This window comes from Paenibacillus sp. EKM10P (assembly GCF_011800655.1).
GTDB classification, from domain to species: Bacteria; Bacillota; Bacilli; order Paenibacillales; family Paenibacillaceae; genus Paenibacillus; species Paenibacillus polymyxa.
Map to the genome: position 1 here is coordinate 428,336 of NZ_JAALET010000003.1, position 18,366 is coordinate 446,701.

Annotated in this window: 13 protein-coding genes; 6 read left to right on the forward strand and 7 right to left on the reverse strand. The window is 46.4% G+C overall.

Annotated elements, in window-relative coordinates:
- Window positions 1-119 precede the first annotated feature (119 nt).
- The 3 genes from HFE01_RS11335 to HFE01_RS11345 all read right to left on the reverse strand — a co-directional run bounded on the left by HFE01_RS11335 (window position 120) and on the right by HFE01_RS11345 (window position 5,029).
- On the reverse strand, window positions 120-1,424 hold the full coding sequence (locus HFE01_RS11335; protein WP_016822648.1) for an ABC transporter substrate-binding protein: 1,305 nt from the start codon (window positions 1,422-1,424) through the stop codon (window positions 120-122).
- 106 nt (window positions 1,425-1,530) lie between these two features.
- Window positions 1,531-3,177: a response regulator transcription factor gene (locus HFE01_RS11340; RefSeq protein ID WP_107733720.1), complete on the reverse strand. Its 1,647-nt coding sequence runs from the start codon at window positions 3,175-3,177 to the stop codon at window positions 1,531-1,533.
- Window positions 3,170-5,029 (reverse strand): cache domain-containing sensor histidine kinase, encoded by a 1,860-nt coding sequence (locus tag HFE01_RS11345; RefSeq protein ID WP_107733719.1) that lies wholly within the window; start codon window positions 5,027-5,029, stop codon window positions 3,170-3,172. The genes HFE01_RS11340 and HFE01_RS11345 overlap by 8 nt, the downstream gene beginning before the upstream one ends.
- A 122-nt stretch (window positions 5,030-5,151) precedes the next feature.
- On the opposite strand from HFE01_RS11345, the gene HFE01_RS11350 reads away from it, so the two are divergent.
- The 3 genes from HFE01_RS11350 to HFE01_RS11360 all read left to right on the forward strand — a co-directional run bounded on the left by HFE01_RS11350 (window position 5,152) and on the right by HFE01_RS11360 (window position 8,322).
- The gene (locus HFE01_RS11350; protein WP_167437907.1) at window positions 5,152-6,048 is read left to right on the forward strand and encodes a carbohydrate ABC transporter permease; all 897 of its coding nucleotides are present in this window, start codon (window positions 5,152-5,154) and stop codon (window positions 6,046-6,048) included.
- Window positions 6,048-6,878, forward strand: coding sequence for a carbohydrate ABC transporter permease (locus HFE01_RS11355; RefSeq protein ID WP_013373701.1), 831 nt, complete (start codon window positions 6,048-6,050; stop codon window positions 6,876-6,878). The genes HFE01_RS11350 and HFE01_RS11355 overlap by 1 nt, the downstream gene beginning before the upstream one ends.
- Window positions 6,879-7,131: 253 nt before the next feature.
- Complete coding sequence (locus HFE01_RS11360; RefSeq protein ID WP_164964468.1) at window positions 7,132-8,322, forward strand: GTP-binding protein; 1,191 nt, start codon at window positions 7,132-7,134, stop codon at window positions 8,320-8,322.
- 57 nt (window positions 8,323-8,379) lie between these two features.
- Here HFE01_RS11360 and lepB read toward each other — a convergent pair whose 3' ends face one another.
- Window positions 8,380-9,000 (reverse strand): signal peptidase I, encoded by a 621-nt coding sequence (lepB, locus tag HFE01_RS11365; RefSeq protein ID WP_107733717.1) that lies wholly within the window; start codon window positions 8,998-9,000, stop codon window positions 8,380-8,382.
- 333 nt (window positions 9,001-9,333) lie between these two features.
- Here lepB and HFE01_RS11370 point away from each other — a divergent pair, with 333 nt between their 5' ends.
- From HFE01_RS11370 to HFE01_RS11380, 3 genes are all read left to right on the forward strand, one after another.
- Window positions 9,334-10,683, forward strand: coding sequence for a right-handed parallel beta-helix repeat-containing protein (locus HFE01_RS11370; protein ID WP_019688971.1), 1,350 nt, complete (start codon window positions 9,334-9,336; stop codon window positions 10,681-10,683).
- Window positions 10,684-10,794: 111 nt separating this feature from the next.
- Window positions 10,795-12,327, forward strand: coding sequence for an MFS transporter (locus HFE01_RS11375; RefSeq protein ID WP_025366158.1), 1,533 nt, complete (start codon window positions 10,795-10,797; stop codon window positions 12,325-12,327).
- 47 nt (window positions 12,328-12,374) lie between these two features.
- A complete protein-coding gene (locus HFE01_RS11380) occupies window positions 12,375-13,502 on the forward strand; it encodes a glycoside hydrolase family 88/105 protein (protein ID WP_107733716.1) in 1,128 nt (375 codons plus the stop codon).
- A 74-nt stretch (window positions 13,503-13,576) separates the two neighbouring features.
- On the opposite strand, the gene HFE01_RS11385 is transcribed toward HFE01_RS11380, so the two are convergent.
- The 3 genes from HFE01_RS11385 to HFE01_RS11395 form a co-directional block, all read right to left on the reverse strand.
- A complete protein-coding gene (locus tag HFE01_RS11385; protein WP_102997428.1) occupies window positions 13,577-14,533 on the reverse strand; it encodes a polysaccharide deacetylase family protein in 957 nt (318 codons plus the stop codon).
- A 201-nt stretch (window positions 14,534-14,734) separates the two neighbouring features.
- A complete protein-coding gene (locus HFE01_RS11390) occupies window positions 14,735-16,681 on the reverse strand; it encodes an acyltransferase family protein (protein WP_481856242.1) in 1,947 nt (648 codons plus the stop codon).
- A gap of 274 nt (window positions 16,682-16,955) precedes the next feature.
- Window positions 16,956-18,305, reverse strand: coding sequence for a sodium-dependent transporter (locus HFE01_RS11395; protein ID WP_017426117.1), 1,350 nt, complete (start codon window positions 18,303-18,305; stop codon window positions 16,956-16,958).
- Window positions 18,306-18,366 lie beyond the last annotated feature (61 nt).

Sequence of the window (18,366 nt, forward strand, 5' to 3'; positions counted from 1 at the left end):
TAATAACTTTTTGCAAGTAAATATTTAAATATTATTAAATATTTTTTTGTCTACATTTTTCCCGGCTCCTAGCCATAACACAAAAAGACGCCCTTACGGGCGCCTCTGCGAAACCAATTTTATTGCGCTGAGCCTAATTGGACCCATGCCTTCTCAATCTCTGCAACCGCCTGATCCTTGTTCATGTTACCACTGATATAAGCCTGCATCAGCTCACCAAATTTTTGGTGGAATGTATCCAGCGAGTAGTTGACAGACAGATCACCGGACTTGGATGTTTTCAAAATGCTATCCATTTCCTTAGGCATTTCCAGATCAGGAAGCGGTGCATCCTTAATTGGAGGAATCACCTTCGCTACCTGGGAGAACCAGTTCTTACCGTATTCCGAAGTGTACAGCCAGTTGAAGAATTCAATCGTTTCTTTGGATACTTCGGAGTCCTTGTTGATACGTAGCGCCTGATCCGCACCGGTAATGATGACCGATTGGTCCGCTTTGTCACTCACCGGATATCCCATGATGCCAATCTTGAGATCAGGGTTAATTTTCTTGATCGCTTCCTCATCCCACGCACCTTTACCCGTCATAAATGCAGCTTTTCCAGATGCAAAATCACTTACTCCCGCATTGCTGTCCCGTTCCAGCGGCTTATCTGTACCATGTTTCACCGTCAGATCAATGAAGCTAAAGAAGTTGTTGTAGAGCACTGGATAGTCCTTGATTTTTGCTTTACCTGCAATAAAATCATCAACGAGCTGCTTTGGCTCTACCCCGGCATCCTGCGCAGCAGCATCTACATAGTGTTGGAAGATATGCTTCCATACCCACCACTCTTTATATGCATTAGCAAATGGAGTAATGCCCTTCGCCTCTAGCTTGGTAACAGCATCCTGCATCTCGGCAATCGTCTTCGGCGGAGAGGTTATTCCAGCCTTGGTAAGCAAATCTTTATTGTAAATCAAAGCAAACAGGTTCCCCTTGACTGGTAATCCCAGCACTTTGCCGTCACTGGAACTCATATTGGCCCGGACGGCATCCGTCATGGCTGCTGCCAGCGGTTCATTGGTCAGATCAGCGCTATAATCAGCATAGGTGTCGATGTCGCCTCCGGCCGTGGTCTGGAACACATCCGGTGTACTGCCTGAAGCTATTTTTGACTTGAGAATGGTGTTGTAGTCTGCCTGCATGATCTCCAGATTGATCTTTACATTAGGCTTGACCTTTTTATACTCCTCGATGTACGCGTTAAAAGCATCGGTATACTCCGGTGAGGCTGTAAACATGTTTATTGTAACCGTTTTCAAATCATCTTTGCCGCCAGTGCTTTCTTTAGCCGCATCTGTGCCACCACTACTTCCACATCCGCTCAACAAACCGACCGTCAAAAGCAAACTGCCGGATAACGCCATCATCTTCTTTAACATGGATACTCCCCCATCTGTTTGTGATCAACGTTCATGCGCTCATTCTAAAAAATATAGCCTCATTTAAAAAGGCAGATTAGTGAAGCGTTAAGGGTAAAAAAGTGGTTTATTGCAGGCTCACGCGATATTCTGAAGGTGACACCTGATAATAATTGCGAAAAGCCTTGCTGAAATAGTTTTTATCCTTATAACCGAGCATATCGGAAATTTCCTGAATTTTCAGGCTGGAATCACCCAGTAGCTCCTTCGCCTTGTCCATCCTGACCTTCTGTACATATTCGTGAATACCGTAACCAAATTGCTGCTTGAACAACTTCATCAGATATTCCCGGCTCAAAAAATAGGTTTCGGCAAAAAACGAGATTTTGATATCTTCAAAATAGTATCGCTCGATGTATTTTTTGATCTCTGTAATATCAAAGGGTTGGTTACCCGCCTGTGCATGTTGGACCCCGGCAATGTAGAGCTCCAGTATCTGGTATAGTCTCTGGCTGTAGTCGGCAAAGCTCACAAAATCAGCAGATAGCTCACCTTCAATCACACGACCCAATTCCCCCAAAGTTCCCTCCTGATTAGACGCGGACATAGGCGTACCCAGCTCAATCGCTGCTTCTCTCAATAAAAAATGGAACTCCCGCAGCAATCGATCCGCATCCTGCAAACGAAAAACAGAGCTCGCTGCCAATTGTTTCAACAGATCGCCCAGCAGTACCTTTGCTCGGTTGGCCTGGCCGGTCTGAGCATCCTTTTGGATCGACAACAGCCGATCCGTCCATGGCATTTCCTCTGACGTCCCCATTTTCCGGGGTACCGTATGGAGAATAGATTCCCCTTCCAGCTTCAACACATCTGTATTGTGAATGAACCTCTTGGCATCCCTATACGCAGAAGCCAGCTCCACTACGTCTGAACAGAGCTTGCCCACTCCGGCTGCTACCACCATACTGAACAGCCCATGCAGGTTCGCAACCGCCTTCTGTGCCACTTGTGCCAACTGGAGGGACATATGTTCTTCTTGTCCTGGGGCCAGGGTACAGATCGAAACGACCTCACGCTCTCTTCGCGGATGGGGGAAGCTAAAGCAACGCAACCGTTCATCTGATGTCTGCGCTAATACATTAGTTACGGCAAAGTCCATCAGATCGACATCGCCATGAAAACGAGTCCTGCGAATCTCATCCCTGTTCAGTAACCGTAGCACGATCACCCCAAAGCGGTTCTCCGCCCGATCGGCTCCAATTAGTGGGAGCAACGACGTATTGGCCTGCCTTTTAAAGCTGCCATCCAAAATGGATACATACAGCTTCTCTTTCAGCTTCGGTAGTGACATATTCAGCGTGATGCTCTGGTTGATGAATTCGTCTTGGCTTTGCTTGCGGCTTTCCAGAATGTCCACCGCCTTGCGCAGGGCCTGATTCAGATCCTGGCGGTTGATAGGCTTGAGCAGATAATCTACTACCCGTGATTGAATCGCTTGTCGCGTAAATTCAAAGTCGTTGTAGCCACTAATGACAATGGTCAGCAGATGGGGATATGCCTTTTCGATCACACGAAGAAATTCAATGCCGTTCATCTCCGGCATTTTCATATCCACCATCACCACATCGATAGGATGCTGACCGAGCAGTTCCATCCCCAACCTTCCATTCGTCGCCTCATAAATATGTTCGATGCCCAGACGATCCCAGTCTCCAACAATACGAATGGCCTCTCGTAACGGTTCTTCATCGTCAATAATCAATACGTTATACATGGTCGACTCCTCCCCGGGGAATTTGCATTCTCATTTCCGTGCCCGTTTCATCCGTAAGTATGAATAATCCTGCCTGATCTCCATACAAAAGCTTCAACCGTGTGTTCAAATTCTTCAAGCCAATATGCTCGCTCTCCCGCTCTTCCCATTTTTCGTGGAACGAATCCAACACTATTTTCAGCTTGTCCTCTGAAATTCCGGGTCCGTTGTCCCTGACTGAAATTGTAGCGTCTGTAGCACCCGATTCGGCTGAAATGACGATCAGAATGTCACTTGATACTTTTTCTAATGCATGCTTGATAGAGTTTTCTACCAACGTTTGCACGGATAATCTCGGAATTGGCAGCTCCATCAGCGTGTCCTCCCATACCACTTCGACCTGAAGTCTCGCCCCGAATCTTGCCTTTTGCAGACCTATATATCGTTCAATATGCTTGAGCTCCTCGCGGGCAGCTACGATATCCTTGCCGTTGATGGAATACCGCAAAGTTTGGGCCAATGCATCCACCATATCCGCCATATCGAACATCTTCCGCTTTAATGCCTGTGTAGATATGGCTTGTAGGGCATTGTACAGAAAATGGGGATTAATCTCAGCCTCCAGCGCCTTGAGTATGGCATTCTTTTCGACCAGCTTCATGCGATAGCGCTCATTAATAAGTTCTTCGGTTCTTTGGACCATTTCGTTAAAGTGCAGCGACAAATATGCAATCTCGTCATGCCCCTTCACAGGAGCCCTTGCCTCAAAATCTCCGGTGCTGAACCGTTTCATCTGGGTAGATAGCTTATGTAAAGGTCGGGTAATTGCGTTCGAGGTCAGGGTCACCAAAATAATAGACACACCTAAAAATAAAGCCCCGATGACATAACTCCAATTCCGTGTGGTCGTAGCTGCCTCATAAATTTGGCGATATGGAATCGGCTTGATGAGCTGCCACCCATCCTTTTCACCTGCATCATACACGACTAAATACTCCTGGTTGCTGTTGCTGTCTGACCACGTTACTTGTCCGCTTCCTCCCTCTCCGATCTGGGCCAATACGCCAGAATCACGCATTCGTTCGTACAGCGGAAGGCTGTTCACATAAAAGGGAACCCGCTTGGGGCTGATTAGCATCAGTTGATCCCCTTTACCCAGTGGAATATTTCGCATGATTTCATCTACGGCACTCGTGTTGTAATAAAAGGACAACACTGCCTGCGGGTGACGGGATGCAATCGATCTCAGCACTCGATGGTAAGCCATAAAGCTGGCTTGTGGCGCCACATAGCCCATATCAGAGCGGGACTCCACAAAGGATTGAAAAGATTCGTTAGCGGTACTGTCCATCGCCTCTTTATACCAGGGAAGCTTGGGAATATCCGTGTTTATTCCTTTGCGTACTGTAATATTGTACGTTTCCCTAGTCACCACGTAGTATTGATGCCGGTCCGCCACATACAGATAAATCGCTTCCAGATCATTGCGGGAATAGAACATGTTGCGCAAGTAATTTTCAATGACCATTCGTGCAGCGTAGTCCCGGTTCTCATTGGCAATCGCGTTCATGATATCGTTATAGCGAAGCTGCGGAAGGGCCAACTGCTGCATTCCCTCCAAGTAATCCTCCAAATTCTGATTGACCAGCAGCAGATTATTCGTCGTGCTGGCGATGCTATGATTGACCGACTCCTTTTCAATCATCTGATAGGAAATAATCGTGAGTGAGCCCACCACCAGAATAATCACCGAGGTAAAAAGCAGAATGAGCTTGTTCACTAATTTTTGCGTAATCCGCCTCCACATGGATCGAAGGATTGTTCCTACATGCCCTGACATCATGATAACCGCCCCTTTTGAAAGCGTACACATTTTTACCCTCAACTGTTTTCTTAAATCCATTGGTCCGGCCCTAGGGGCTATCCTATACTTTCATTATATCTTAAACAGCTTGGAGCGAAAGACCGGAAAATGCTGAGAAAAAGAGGTGCGTTATGCTGAAAAAAAGGGGAACATGGGGCGACAAGGGCAGTAAGCTGGAATTTGGTTTGTTCACACTGCCCGTAATTTTGTGCACTACAATTGCATTTTATATTCCGTTTTTGATGACGATACGCTATTCCCTGACCAAGTGGAACGGCATATCCAAACATCCGAAATTCGTAGGTCTAGATAACTTCAAGCAAATCCTGCTCGGAGACGCTAACTTTGCACATGCAGCCTGGTTTACGATCAAATATGCCATTCTGTACATTGTATTGGTAAACGTGCTGGCCATTTTGCTGGCGCTCGTCCTCGACATGAAGCTCAAAAGCTCGGCTTGGTTGCGCGCGGCTTTCTTCATTCCTTATATCCTCAGCCTCGTCATTGTCGGCTTTATATGGAAATTCATCTTTATGCAAGGCTTTGAGTCACTGGGGCACAGTACAGGCTGGGGCATCTTCCAGCTCAGTTGGCTAGGCGAGGAAGGGCTCGCGTTTATTTCCATTCTGGCAGTATCCATCTGGCAATCCATTGGCTTTTACATGGTCATTTATATCGCAGGCCTGCAATCTGTACCTGAGGATCTAAAAGAGGCTGCCATCGTGGATGGGGCAGGACCGATTCGGAGATTTTTCAGTATTATTTTACCGATGCTCGCACCCTCGATTACAATCTCGGTCTTCATGGCACTGACCAACTCGATCAAGGTGTTCGACGTTATTTTATCGCTGACTGGCGGTGGGCCAGGAGGTACGACATACAGCATTGCGTATGATATTTACCGAGACACGTTCCAGAACAATCTGTATGGCTACGGAACAGCCAAAGCCTTGATTTTATTCGTTGCAGTGCTGGTCATTACGATTATTCAATTGTCTATTTTCAAACGCAGGGAGGTTGAAGCCTGATGCAACGCAGCCGTACGGGACGTATTTTGCTGGAAGCGGGCATGATTGTATTGTCGCTGTTATTTTTGTACCCGCTGTTTCTCGCCATTAACAATTCGTTCAAAAGCTTCGCTGAGGTCATGACCGACGTCATTGCGCTGCCCAAGCAGCTTTCGCTGGATAACTACGTATACGTATGGAAGTTCATTGACTATCCACGCTTATTTCTGAATAACACGATTATTACTGTGCTCGGGCTGGCAGGCATTGTGCTAATATCCTCCATCGCTGCCTATAAGCTGGCACGGACAAAAAGCAAGTGGAGCTCCGCCATTTACATGCTGTGCATTATGCCGATGCTGATCCCATTTCAGTCAATTATGCTGACCGTCTTGCGCCTGGCAAAAGACTTGAATTTGGCAGACAGCACTTGGGGGCTTGGCCTGCTGTACTGGGGTTTTGGAGCCCCACTGGCAGTGTTTATCTATCACGGCTTCGTGAAAGGCATTCCAGTCGAGATTGACGAAAGCGCCAAGATCGACGGAGCCTCAGGCTTTCGGCTTTTCTTTTCTGTGATCTTTCCCTTGCTGAAATCGGTCACCGCTACTATTGTTATTATCGACGTGATGTGGATATGGAACGATTTTCTGCTTCCGCTGCTCATGGTTAACGGCTCACCCAGCACCAAAACGCTAACGCTGGCTGCCTATACCTTCGTTGGGCAATATACATCAGACTGGCAGTATGCTATGACCGCAATGGTAATGGCTGTACTGCCCTCCATTATCGTATTTATCTTTCTGCAAAAATACATTGTTAAAGGTGTAGTGGCCGGGGCCGTCAAAGGCTGAGGCAATTACATCATGACAGATGACCCCCAGAGGACTTGCGTAAAGTTTACGCAAGTCCTTTTGACTGATTGGCTCCACCTTCCTTGACATTTCTCCACATAAATGATTTACTAATTTCATTATTCGTAATTATTACGATTAAGTTATCAAACAGAAAGTGCTGCTGCTTTCCTATCTCGCATTACAGTTACTACTGCACAGTCAACATTTTATGAAACTTTCGAAGGGATGAGTGATTACGTTGGCAAACGCTATGGAAAGAGATGAGAAAATACCGGTCACGGTACTAAGTGGGTACCTCGGTTCCGGCAAAACTACACTGCTGAACCATGTACTGAATAACCGGGAAGGCTTACGGGTAGCTGTCATCGTCAATGATATGAGTGAGGTTAATGTGGATGCTGATCTCGTTCGCGACGGTGGAGGATTATCCCGTGTGGATGAGAAGCTGGTGGAAATGTCCAACGGTTGTATCTGTTGTACCTTGCGCGAAGATTTATTAAAAGAGGTAGAGCGACTGGCGCTCGAAAAAAAGTTTGACTATATTCTTATTGAATCCACAGGTATAGGTGAGCCCATTCCAGTGGCCCAAACCTTTAGTTATGTAGATGAGCAAAATGGAATTGATTTGACCAAGCTGACCCGATTGGACACAATGGTCACTGTCGTGAACGCGCCAGAATTTTGGAAAGACTTCTACTCTAGAGACTCCCTTAAGGATCGTGGGCAGGAAGTGGCTGTGGAGGATGCACGTGGCATCGTTGATCTGCTCATAGAGCAGGTGGAATTTTGTGACGTGCTAATCATTAATAAATGCGATCTGGTATCCTTAGAGGAACTCGAACGACTGGAAAAGGCACTACGCGGCATTCAACCGAACGCCAAAATCATCCGTTCCGAATACGGTAGAGTGGACCCAAAGGAGATTTTAAACACGCATCGCTTTGATTTTGAAACAGCTAGTCAGGCTGCGGGCTGGATACAGGAAATGAACAAGGATGAACACGTACCGGAGACAGAGGAATATGGCATTGCTTCGTTTGTGTACAAGCGCAAAATCCCATTTCATCCCGAACGTTTATTGAAATGGCTGGCTCAATGGCCTACTGAGGTTGTACGTTCCAAGGGATTAGTGTGGCTCGCCACGCAAAACCGTACTGCCTTTACATTCAGTCAGGCGGGTAGCTCCAAACAATTCGCACGCGCAGGACTATGGGTGTCTGCTTTGACTGAAGAAGAACGACAATACTATCTCGGTGAAAACTTTGAAAAAACACCCGATTGGGATGAGAAATATGGCGACCGGGTTACCAAACTCGTATTTATTGGTATCGATATGAACCGGGAAGAAATCGAGCGTAGCTTAGATGAGACACTGCTAACCCCTGAAGAAATGGAACAGGACTGGCGCAAGTTACCTGACCCGTTTACGAAAAACATATAATGAGTTTGAAAAAGCGCCTAAAGTGAGCAACTACCTCCCATCTTAGGCGCTCTGGCCTTATTTATGCTTAACCCATTGCGCGTTATCGATCGGCCAAAAGATCACATCCGCACGTCCGACAATATCCTTGATGGAAACAAAACCAATTGCACGACTATCCCTACTATTATTGCGGTGGTCACCCATTACAAAAATATACCCATCAGGAACCTTGGAATCGGATATGGTTCCGTTTGGAAAGTCCACATTGTTATATAATTCTCCCTTGGCGTGAGCATCTTGGATAGCCTCTTGAATGTATGGCTCCTCTACTTTCTTACCGTTCACATAAAGATGATCACCTTGATACTGAATCGTATCTCCAGCCACTCCAATCACACGCTTAATAAAGTCCTTTTGTTCCTTTTTTACATGAAATACAACCACCTCACTTGCCTTGGGGTCACGAAAATCGTAAATCACCTTATTCACGACCACTCGTTCATCTGTTTTGAAATTCGGTTCCATGGATGCTCCCTCAACTATAAATGGCGCAAATAACAGCCAACGTATAATGAACACGAGCACAATGGCAACAATAATTGCCTTAAGCCAATCGATCATCTCCTTGTTCATTCGCGGTCGCTTTTCCTGCAATGGTTCGGAAGTTGAACTTGTCAAATGCTTCCCGCTCTCCATGCGCTAAACCCACCTTTTCTCACAGTTTTCATTTCTATTATATGTATAATGTTTAAGTATAATCAAATTTTCCCAGTCTAGCAAAACTGTATTTTTAGTTGAAACAAAAGTGTGAACTTTTTTTCACAATATTAAAAAAACAATAAAAAACTGTTGATGCAAACGTTAACATATATTACACTGTGCATATACTTCTTAGAGCGTTTTGGACTTATGATAGATCAATCTGTCCCCCCAGGAGGTGTCCTGTTTTTTTAATGGAAAGACAGCATGAGCGACTTTTATATGTGCTATCTTCTTTTAAAATATGAGCTCAGATAAGGAGGAATTTACATGTTTAAACGGAATGATCGTTCAAAAAACGGCTTTAACGCTCTAAGACTCGGTGTTTCTTTTGTTTTTGCTTCTTCTTGTCTTATTGGAACCGCTTACGCGGATATTCCATCCAACAACCTCCCCTCTACCACACTCACAGAGGAGGCAGTTAGTGCAACCGATTCAACAACTGTTTCCACCACGTTAGCGGCAGGCGATTTGTATGTGGCTCCAAATGGTAACGTGTCCAATCCGGGTACCATATCTAGTCCTACCACCCTCGAAGCAGCACTGACACAAATTGCTCCTGGCAAAACCATCTACCTGCGCGGTGGTAAATACGCCTACTCCTCAACGATTACAATTCAGCGTGGAAATAACGGCAATAACGGCTCACTCAAAGGATTAGTCGCTTACGGTAGTGAAAAACCCGTACTTGATTTCTCTGCTCAGGCCTTTGGTTCAGCTAATCGGGGACTTCAGCTTAACGGGGACTTCTGGCTGGTGAAAGGTCTTGAAGTCAAAGGTGCCGGAGATAACGGTATCTATATTGGCGGCAGCAATAACCGAATTGAAAACGTCGAGACCCACCACAATCGGGATACCGGGCTCCAACTCGGACGCTACTCCCCTAACGCTTCCACCAGTGAGTGGCCTGCAAACAATTTGATTTTGAATTCCTACTCTCACGATAACGCCGATCCCGATAATGGCGAGGATGCCGATGGCTTCGCGGCTAAACTGACTGTAGGATCAGGCAATGTGTTCGATAACTGCTTGGCAGCATACAACGTAGACGATGGCTGGGATCTGTACAGTAAAACGGAAACAGGCCCTATCGGTGCCGTAACCATTTTGAACAGTGTGGCCCATCACAACGGGCAAACCTCTGATGGAACGTCTACTGCGAACAGTGACGGCAACGGCTTTAAGCTGGGTGGAGACAAAATCAAGGTCAACCATATTGTAAAAAACAGTATTGCTTTCCAAAACAAAAAACACGGTTTCACCTACAATAGCAACCCTGGCACCATTACTTTGACCAACAATACTTCATGGGACAATGGACAAAGCAATTTCGCCTTTGATAAGGGTGAACACGTGTTCATTAACAATCTTTCTTTCGAGGGAACAGCAAGTGATAAAACAAGTGGTACGGATCAAGATAACTCAAACGTCTGGTGGAAAAACAAAAAAACGACGAATGCTAAAGGTCTCGCAGCCAGTGCAGACGACTTTGTTAGTCTCGTGCCTTCCATCACTCGAAGTACAGACGGTTCCATCCAGCTGGGTGATTTCCTTAAGCTGGCCAAAGGAAGCGATCTGATTGGCTCGGGTACTCCGAGCGGAAATATAGGGGCACGGTAAAAGCCCCACCTAATCAGGACGCCTGGCCCATCTACCAACCTAGACCATTCTGCATAATATAGCGACCGGTGATTGTCCTCATAACCAGACAAAATATGAGGTGAACAGATCATGGAACGAAAAATCACACTGAAACATACACTTGCCTATGGAAGCGGTAACATGCTGGGAAGTGGTGCACTTGCTATTAGCGGTGCATGGTTAATGTACTTTTATACAACCTTTTGCGGACTGTCTCCTGTTCAGGCCGCAGCCATTTTCTCTGTTGCCAGCATCATAGATGCGGTCAGCAATCCGATCATGGGCTTTATCAGCGACAACTTTCACCGAACCCGCTTAGGTCGTAAATTCGGCAGACGCCGTTTTTTCATCATGATGGGTATTCCGCTGATGCTCGTGTATCCGATGCTTTGGATAGATGGGTTGGGCTTCTGGTATTACCTGAGTACGTACGTGCTGTTTGAACTGGTGTACACCTCTGTCATGGTGCCGTATGAAGCACTAGCGTCCGAGATGACCCGGGACTTTGGCGCACGCTCCAGATTGACCGGATGGAAGGCCATGTTCGGTAAAATTGCGAATTTCGCCGCCGCTTTTATCCCTGGTCGCTTTATTGCTGCGTACGGCAAAGACTCTCCGCTGCCTTTCTTGTATACCGGTCTCGTTTTTGCAGCAATTCTGCTGATTGCCATGGCATTCTTGTACAAAAACTCCTGGGAGCGTCCAAGTGAGGAACTACAAAAGGAACTGGAAGGTGAAGCTCCGCTTTCCTTTATAGATTCCATGAAAAAGTTGTTTATCGATATTTCCTCTACTTTTCGGGTCAAGACGTTCCGTCATCATCTCGGGATGTACCTGGGCGGCTTTTCAGCTGAGTGGCTGTTTACTTCAGCTTTTACGTACTTTATTGTTTTCTCCTTGTTCCAAAGCTCTGAAATGGTATCCAATCTGAACAGCTTTAACTCTGTCATTCAATTGATTTCTACCTATTTCTTCATCCAATTCTGTGTGCGTAAAGGGTTTCGTATGCCTTTCATCGCCGCACTCGTCGTCGTTTGCTTTAGCGTAGCAGGTTATGGTCTGCTCTATATCACAGGAGCCTCTAATACGATGATGTGGCTATATGTCATCACACTGTTCATGGGGCTTGGTACGGGTGGCGTCTACTACATTCCTTGGAATCAATACACGTTCCTTGCCGATGTGGATGAAGCGTTGACTGGTCGTCGCCGGGAAGGTATTTATGCGGGTATGATGACTTTTGCCGGAAAAATGGTGCGGGCTGTTGTCGTTTTCATTCTCGGCTGGGTGTTACAGCACTTTGGCTTTGTATCCGGAGCTGAAAGTCAGCCAGTCTCTGCTCAGCACGCTATCTTCTATGTACTCGTGGTGGGTACTATTGTTCTCGCGATCATCGGGATGATTGCTTCTGTCGTAATGAAGCTGGATATTGACAGCCACAAGAAGCTAATCGCCGAGATTGACCGCCTCAAAAACGGTGGCTCCATGAAATCAGCCAAGCCAGAGGCTCGAAAAGTGTTCGAACAACTAACAGGCTTCAGCTACGATCGGTGCTGGGGCAACAATAATGTGGGCTTTAAGAACAAACCCGTTGATCCTAAGACACACACTCCGTCTATGTAACAACAATAACATTACAGATTAAACTTTACTGAAGAGGTGACTGTATCATGGCAAATTCAACATCGCAACCAACAACAAATCCTACAAAAACAGATTCCTGGGCTGTACGTATGAGCGATTCCGTGATTAAACGGAGTCCGGAATTTTATGAAAAATGGGAATATGACCATGGCGTGATTTACAGAGGTTTGGAATGGGTTGGCGAATTGACAGGCGATCCCAAGTATATGGAATATATAAAAAAACATATGGATCACTTTGTTGATGAAAATGGTGTGATTCAGCGCTATAAAGTAGATGAGTATAATATTGACCATGTGAATAACGGCAAGCTGCTCTTCACTCTGTATCGTGCCACAGGCGATGAACGCTATAAAAAGGCAGCCTTCCAATTACGCAGTCAGCTGGAAAAACATCCACGCACAAGCGAGGGCGCATTCTGGCATAAGCAAATTTATCCGTATCAAATTTGGCTTGACGGCTTGTACATGGGTGCCCCATTCTATGCTGAGTTTATTCGCGAATTCGGAGATCCGTCAGAGTTTGACGATGTGACCCTGCAATTCAAGCTATGCTACAAGCATACGCGTGATCCTGAAACAGGTCTGCTCTATCACGCTTGGGATGAGAAGCGGGAACAGCATTGGTGCAACCCGGAAACCGGCTGTTCCAAAAATTTCTGGGGCCGCTCAATGGGCTGGTTTGTCATGGCACTCGTCGACGTGCTGGACTACATTCCAGAAGATCATGCAGATCGTCCCGTCTTGATTGATATGTTGAGAGAAACACTGGAAGCCTTGCTGAAAGTGCGTGATAAAGAAAGCGGCGTCTTTTATCAGGTGCTCAACCTGGGCCATGTGAAAGGCAACTATCTGGAAGCATCTGCCTCCTGCATGATTCTATACGCTATGGCCAAAGGTGTTCGCAAAGGTTATCTGCCAGAGCATTATCGCCAAGAAGCAGAAATCACCCGTAAAGGTATTATTGATGAATTTATTACGATTACTGAAGAAGGACTTGTGAATCTGAACAAAACAGTACAAGTAAGCGGTCTAGGTGGTAAAGATCGCCGGGATGGTACCTTCGCTTACTATATCAGCGAGCCGATTATAACTAACGATCCCAAAGGTATTGGAGCTTTCATTCAGGCGATGGGTGAAGCAGAGCGCATCTAAATGATGCGGACTATGTACTTTTAAATAGCACAAAGGACGGTGGCGATGAGCCCCGTCCTTTTCTCATATATATCTTACTTCATAACTTTAAATTCATATCCCTGTTTCTTCAGATATTCTATAATTTGCGGCAATGCTTTGGCTGTTTCTTCTTTACCATAAGTGTCATGCATGAGTATGATCGCTTTTTCTCGGCCTTTAACTGACCTCATAAACTGATTAATTAGTGCGGGTGCTTTCTTGGATCTTCCCTCTGCATCCTTCGTTAATACATTCCAGTCCACCTGATGGTAATCCTTTTGAAGTAAAACCTTATCCAGAGCAGCCATTCCTTGTGGATCTCTTCTGTTCCATGTCATGTGCCCCCCGGGGAATCGGATCATTCTGGTGGAGAATTCTGGTCCCAGAATGCTTTTTAGAACCTGATTGTTCTTCTCGATCTCCTGCATAACATGATCCGTATTTACTCGTCTGTTCGGATATAAATACTTATAGTTATGTGAGTACGTATGGTTTCCTATCGCGTGACCCTCTTTGACAATTCTTTTGATAAGGTTCCGGGTATGCTCATTCTCATTGGCTTCTTTTCCTACAATAAAAAAGGTTGCCTTGACCTTTTGCTTTTTCAGAATGTCTAATATTTGGGGTGTGACCGTCACAGATGGACCGTCATCAAAGGATAAGTAGGCCACCTTTTTACCATCGGCTCCATCAGGCATCTTTCCTAACATTTGCTGATTTAAATATTTTTCAACAAAGGCACCATCTTCTACACCGGGATCATTTTTTGGAGAGGCTGCTTTATCGTTTGTCCCTGCGCTGGCTTTAACTTTGGATGAGTCCTTGGATACAGAATCTGTTTTTTTAGCAAGCTCCTGAGTCGGCGCATGTGGTTTGCTATCTGAGACCTTTATCGCAATAAAAGTAATGCAGCCTGCCACAAATAATACAATAGCAATCAGCATCAGCCTTCTTTTGTTCCTCTTCAAGCGGTGCTCTCTTGTTCTACTATGTGAATAACCCTTTTCCATTAGATTATGTACCTCCACCCTAAAATAAGAAAAACCACCGGAGCAGGGTGAAAGCGCACCTTACAACGAACATTGGAAAACCGGGAGGTTTGACCGATGAAAGTTTAAGGTTGCACTTCAACCAGGGGACGGACAACCTACTCCCGGTGGTTTCTTATCTTGCATTTGCATAATTTATGAATATCATTGCGGTTCTGTTCATTAAGATTGCTTCGTTAGGGCCTGAGCCAGTAAAGACGCATAGGCTTTAGCGCCTTTAGGTTTTAAATGTACTCCATCATGCTCAAAATATGAGTTTTTACCGGAGCTTGCTGCATACCAGTCAATCATTGTAATTCGTGGGTCTTGGGATGCAGCATCAGCAAGATGCTTGTTCACAATGCTCTCCCAAGGCCGAGGTACACGGGTATTCACAAGTATAATATGCTTTGTATCCTTCAGACTGGCGAGCAGATTGGATAGCTGGTCCTTGGTGAAAGCGCCGTTCGTACCCAGCTCAATAATAACCGTCTTGCCCAGCTGTCCGTTCTGTCTCAGTTGCTCCAGTACGGCAGGCGCTTCCGCCATTTGGCGGCCGATCCGTCCATCCACAACAGCCCCTGGGAAGGATTCCTGAATGTACGACTGTACATCGAGCATGACAGAGTCTCCAATGGCAGTCACACTAGAGCCATCGCCTGTCATAGGCTTAGCTTGTTGGGATGTGGTCGAAGGTTCCGTCTGTGTCGTAACGCCATCCGTAGTACCAGCCTTGACTGCCGTATTTTTAGGCGCCTGGGCTTGGGACGAAGCCTTGCTGTCCTTGACTCCTTGCGGCTTGGTGGCTGTAGGCTCCTTGGAAGCTACGGACACCGTTCCATGAAGCGGTGGCATCGCCTTTGCCTTGGCAATTGGCTGCTCATCACTAGATGCTGCCTGCAACGTTGCGTCAGGAGATACCACGTACAGGTGAACGGTACCCACACCAATACCTATACAAAGCGTTGCTGTTGCGGTTGTAGAGATCCATCTCCACCGCATCTGCCGACGAACCGCTGAACGAATTCCTGCAATCCAGTGCCGGAATCCATCATGCCGAATCGGTTCCTCGATATATTTAAACGAGAGAGACGCCAGCAGTATGGTAGCCAGCAATTGTATAACGATACGCATCACATGCACACCATCGGTATCCACCTGAGGTGTCGTTAGCGTGATAACTGGAAAATGCCATAGATACAGTCCGTAGGAACGGGCGCCGATCCAGCGCAGCGGCTTGCGTCCAAGCAGGCGACCGAGATGGCTCACCGGGTGTGCCAATGCTGCAACCACAATAGCAGTGACCACCGCAATCCCCAGCAAGCCGCCGCGGTACAGAGCTGGGTCATATTCATTCGAGGCCCACGCCCAGTGGCATAGCAGCAGCAAGCTGATTGCACCGACGCCATCTAGAAGCAAGCGCGCCTTCGCAGAAGCATGCTCTTTCAGCTTGCCGCTTGGCCATACCAAGGCCAGCGCCGCACCAATCAGTAGAGCGAAGCCGCGTGTGTCCGTGCCATAATATACCCGGCTCGGATCGCTTCCCGGTACGTAAATCACGGCCATCAGGAGCGCGGATATTAACGCCAGACAAATCACCCATCCGGCCAGTACAATACGCTTGGGCATGTACTTCAGCCCAAGCGCCAGTAGTAAAGGCCACAGGATATAAAACTGTTCCTCCACCGCCAGCGACCACAGATGCCCAAGCGGAGAAGGAGGACCGAAACTTTCAAAATACGAAACCTGATGGAAAATAAACCACCAATTGCTCATATACACCAATGCGGCAGGTACATCTCCGCGCAAGGCCGTAAGCCGTGACGGATCGAAGAGCAACGAGCACAGGACAATGACAGCCACCACCGTCAGCATGGCAGGCAGCAACCTTCTGGCACGACGCACCCAGAAATCTTTCATTTTAAAACTATGATATGTATCCCACTGACTGACTAGAATATCTGTAATCAAATACCCCGACAAAGTAAAAAAAACGCCTACACCCAACAAACCACCCGGTAACCAATCCGGATTCAAATGATACACAATGACTGCGATGACCGCCAGTGCTCTTAATCCATCCAAACCTGGCATATAACGACGTTGTGGCGACAACCGATTAGACTTCATTTCAGCCGCCGTCCTTCTTGCAAATTCGAACTCTCTGTCTGTTTCAATGCTCTTCTGCCCTTTCCCTCTCCTGCACATCGTCTGTGCGATGCCCTGTAGCCTTTTCATTCATTATATAAAACTTCATAATCGTAATGATTTCATTGAAGTTAAAATTAATGACAATGTTTTTATTATATCATTCCTTTCCACAGTTAGGTAACCACTGATAGATATACAAAAAAAGGTATCTCTTCCCTTAGGAAGAAAATACCTTTTTTTTAATTCGTGTCTATTAAAATTTGATGATCCCTGAAGTATGAAGGAAGACCAACAACATCAGGATCGGTGCAACATACCGAAGGCCGAACAACCATACACGGAACCAGAAAGGCTTGAGATTGGCATGCTCGCCAGCAGTTTTCCAGTAGTACCCTGTGAAGATAACTATCAGTAAGCCGCCCAATGGCAAGAAGATGTTGGACGCTGTGAAGTCAACAAAGTCAAAGAAAGATTTGTCGCCCACCTTTAACTCTGGAACCAACCCCATCGACAATGCAGAAGGGACACCCAGCAACAGACACAGGATCGATACGATGACAACCGAGCGTACCCGGCCCCAACGGAACCGCTCCATAACATAAGCTACGGGTACCTCCAGCAGGGATACCATAGAGCCTAATGCTGCAACCGCCAGCAATACGAAGAACAAACCGCCGAAGAAAGCTCCGAAAGGCATGGCAGAGAATGCAGCCGGTAAAGCAATAAAGACCAAAGACGGTCCTTGGGCAGGGTTAATACCAAAAGAGAAGGTTGTAGGGAAAATGATCATACCTGCGATAAACGCATAGATTAAATCCCCGCCACCCACTGCCAGCATAGCTCCCCCCAGCGATTGTCGACGATCTACATAAGCACCATATGTGACCATGATCCCCATCCCCAGTGAGAGGGAGAAGAAGGCATGTCCCAAAGCAACCAATGCAGATTCTATACTTAACTTAGAAAAGTCAGGATTCAAAAAGAAGGATACACCCGCACCAGAACCTGGCAGCATGAGAGCGTTAATCATCAGCACGAGCAACAGGATGACCTTAGCAGGAATCAAAATTTTATTGAACTTTTCAATTCCGTTCGATACCCCAAGGGTAACCACGACTGCTGTAAATGCAAAAACAATTAACAACCATACCAACGGTGCATAGCCGGAGGAAAATGAAGCAAACTGACCAGCAAAATCATTATTCGAAAACAGACTTCCGCTAAATGCCTCTACGGCATAATGCAGTGTCCATCCTCCTACAATGGCATAGAACGACAAAATAACAAACGGCACGATAACAAACATAATGCTCATCTTGCCCCAAATTGGATGTCCGCCTACTTTCACCATTGCAGAGGCAGCACTTCCTCGACCTGCACGACCAAGCGCAAGCTCTGCTAAAAGTACAGGCAAACCAACAAGCAACAAGCAGACAATAAATAACAAGAAAAATGCAGCTCCGCCATATTGTCCGGTAATATACGGAAATTTCCAGATGTTACCTAGTCCTGCCGCACTCCCGATCGCTGCCAAAATGAATCCAGCCGACGAGAAGCGTTCATGCTTATCAGACAGGTTATTCTGCCCCTTGCCCAAATTCATGGTATCCCCCTCATTCTCTCTACTTACGCATAAACTTGAGCATGCGTACATAAATAATTTT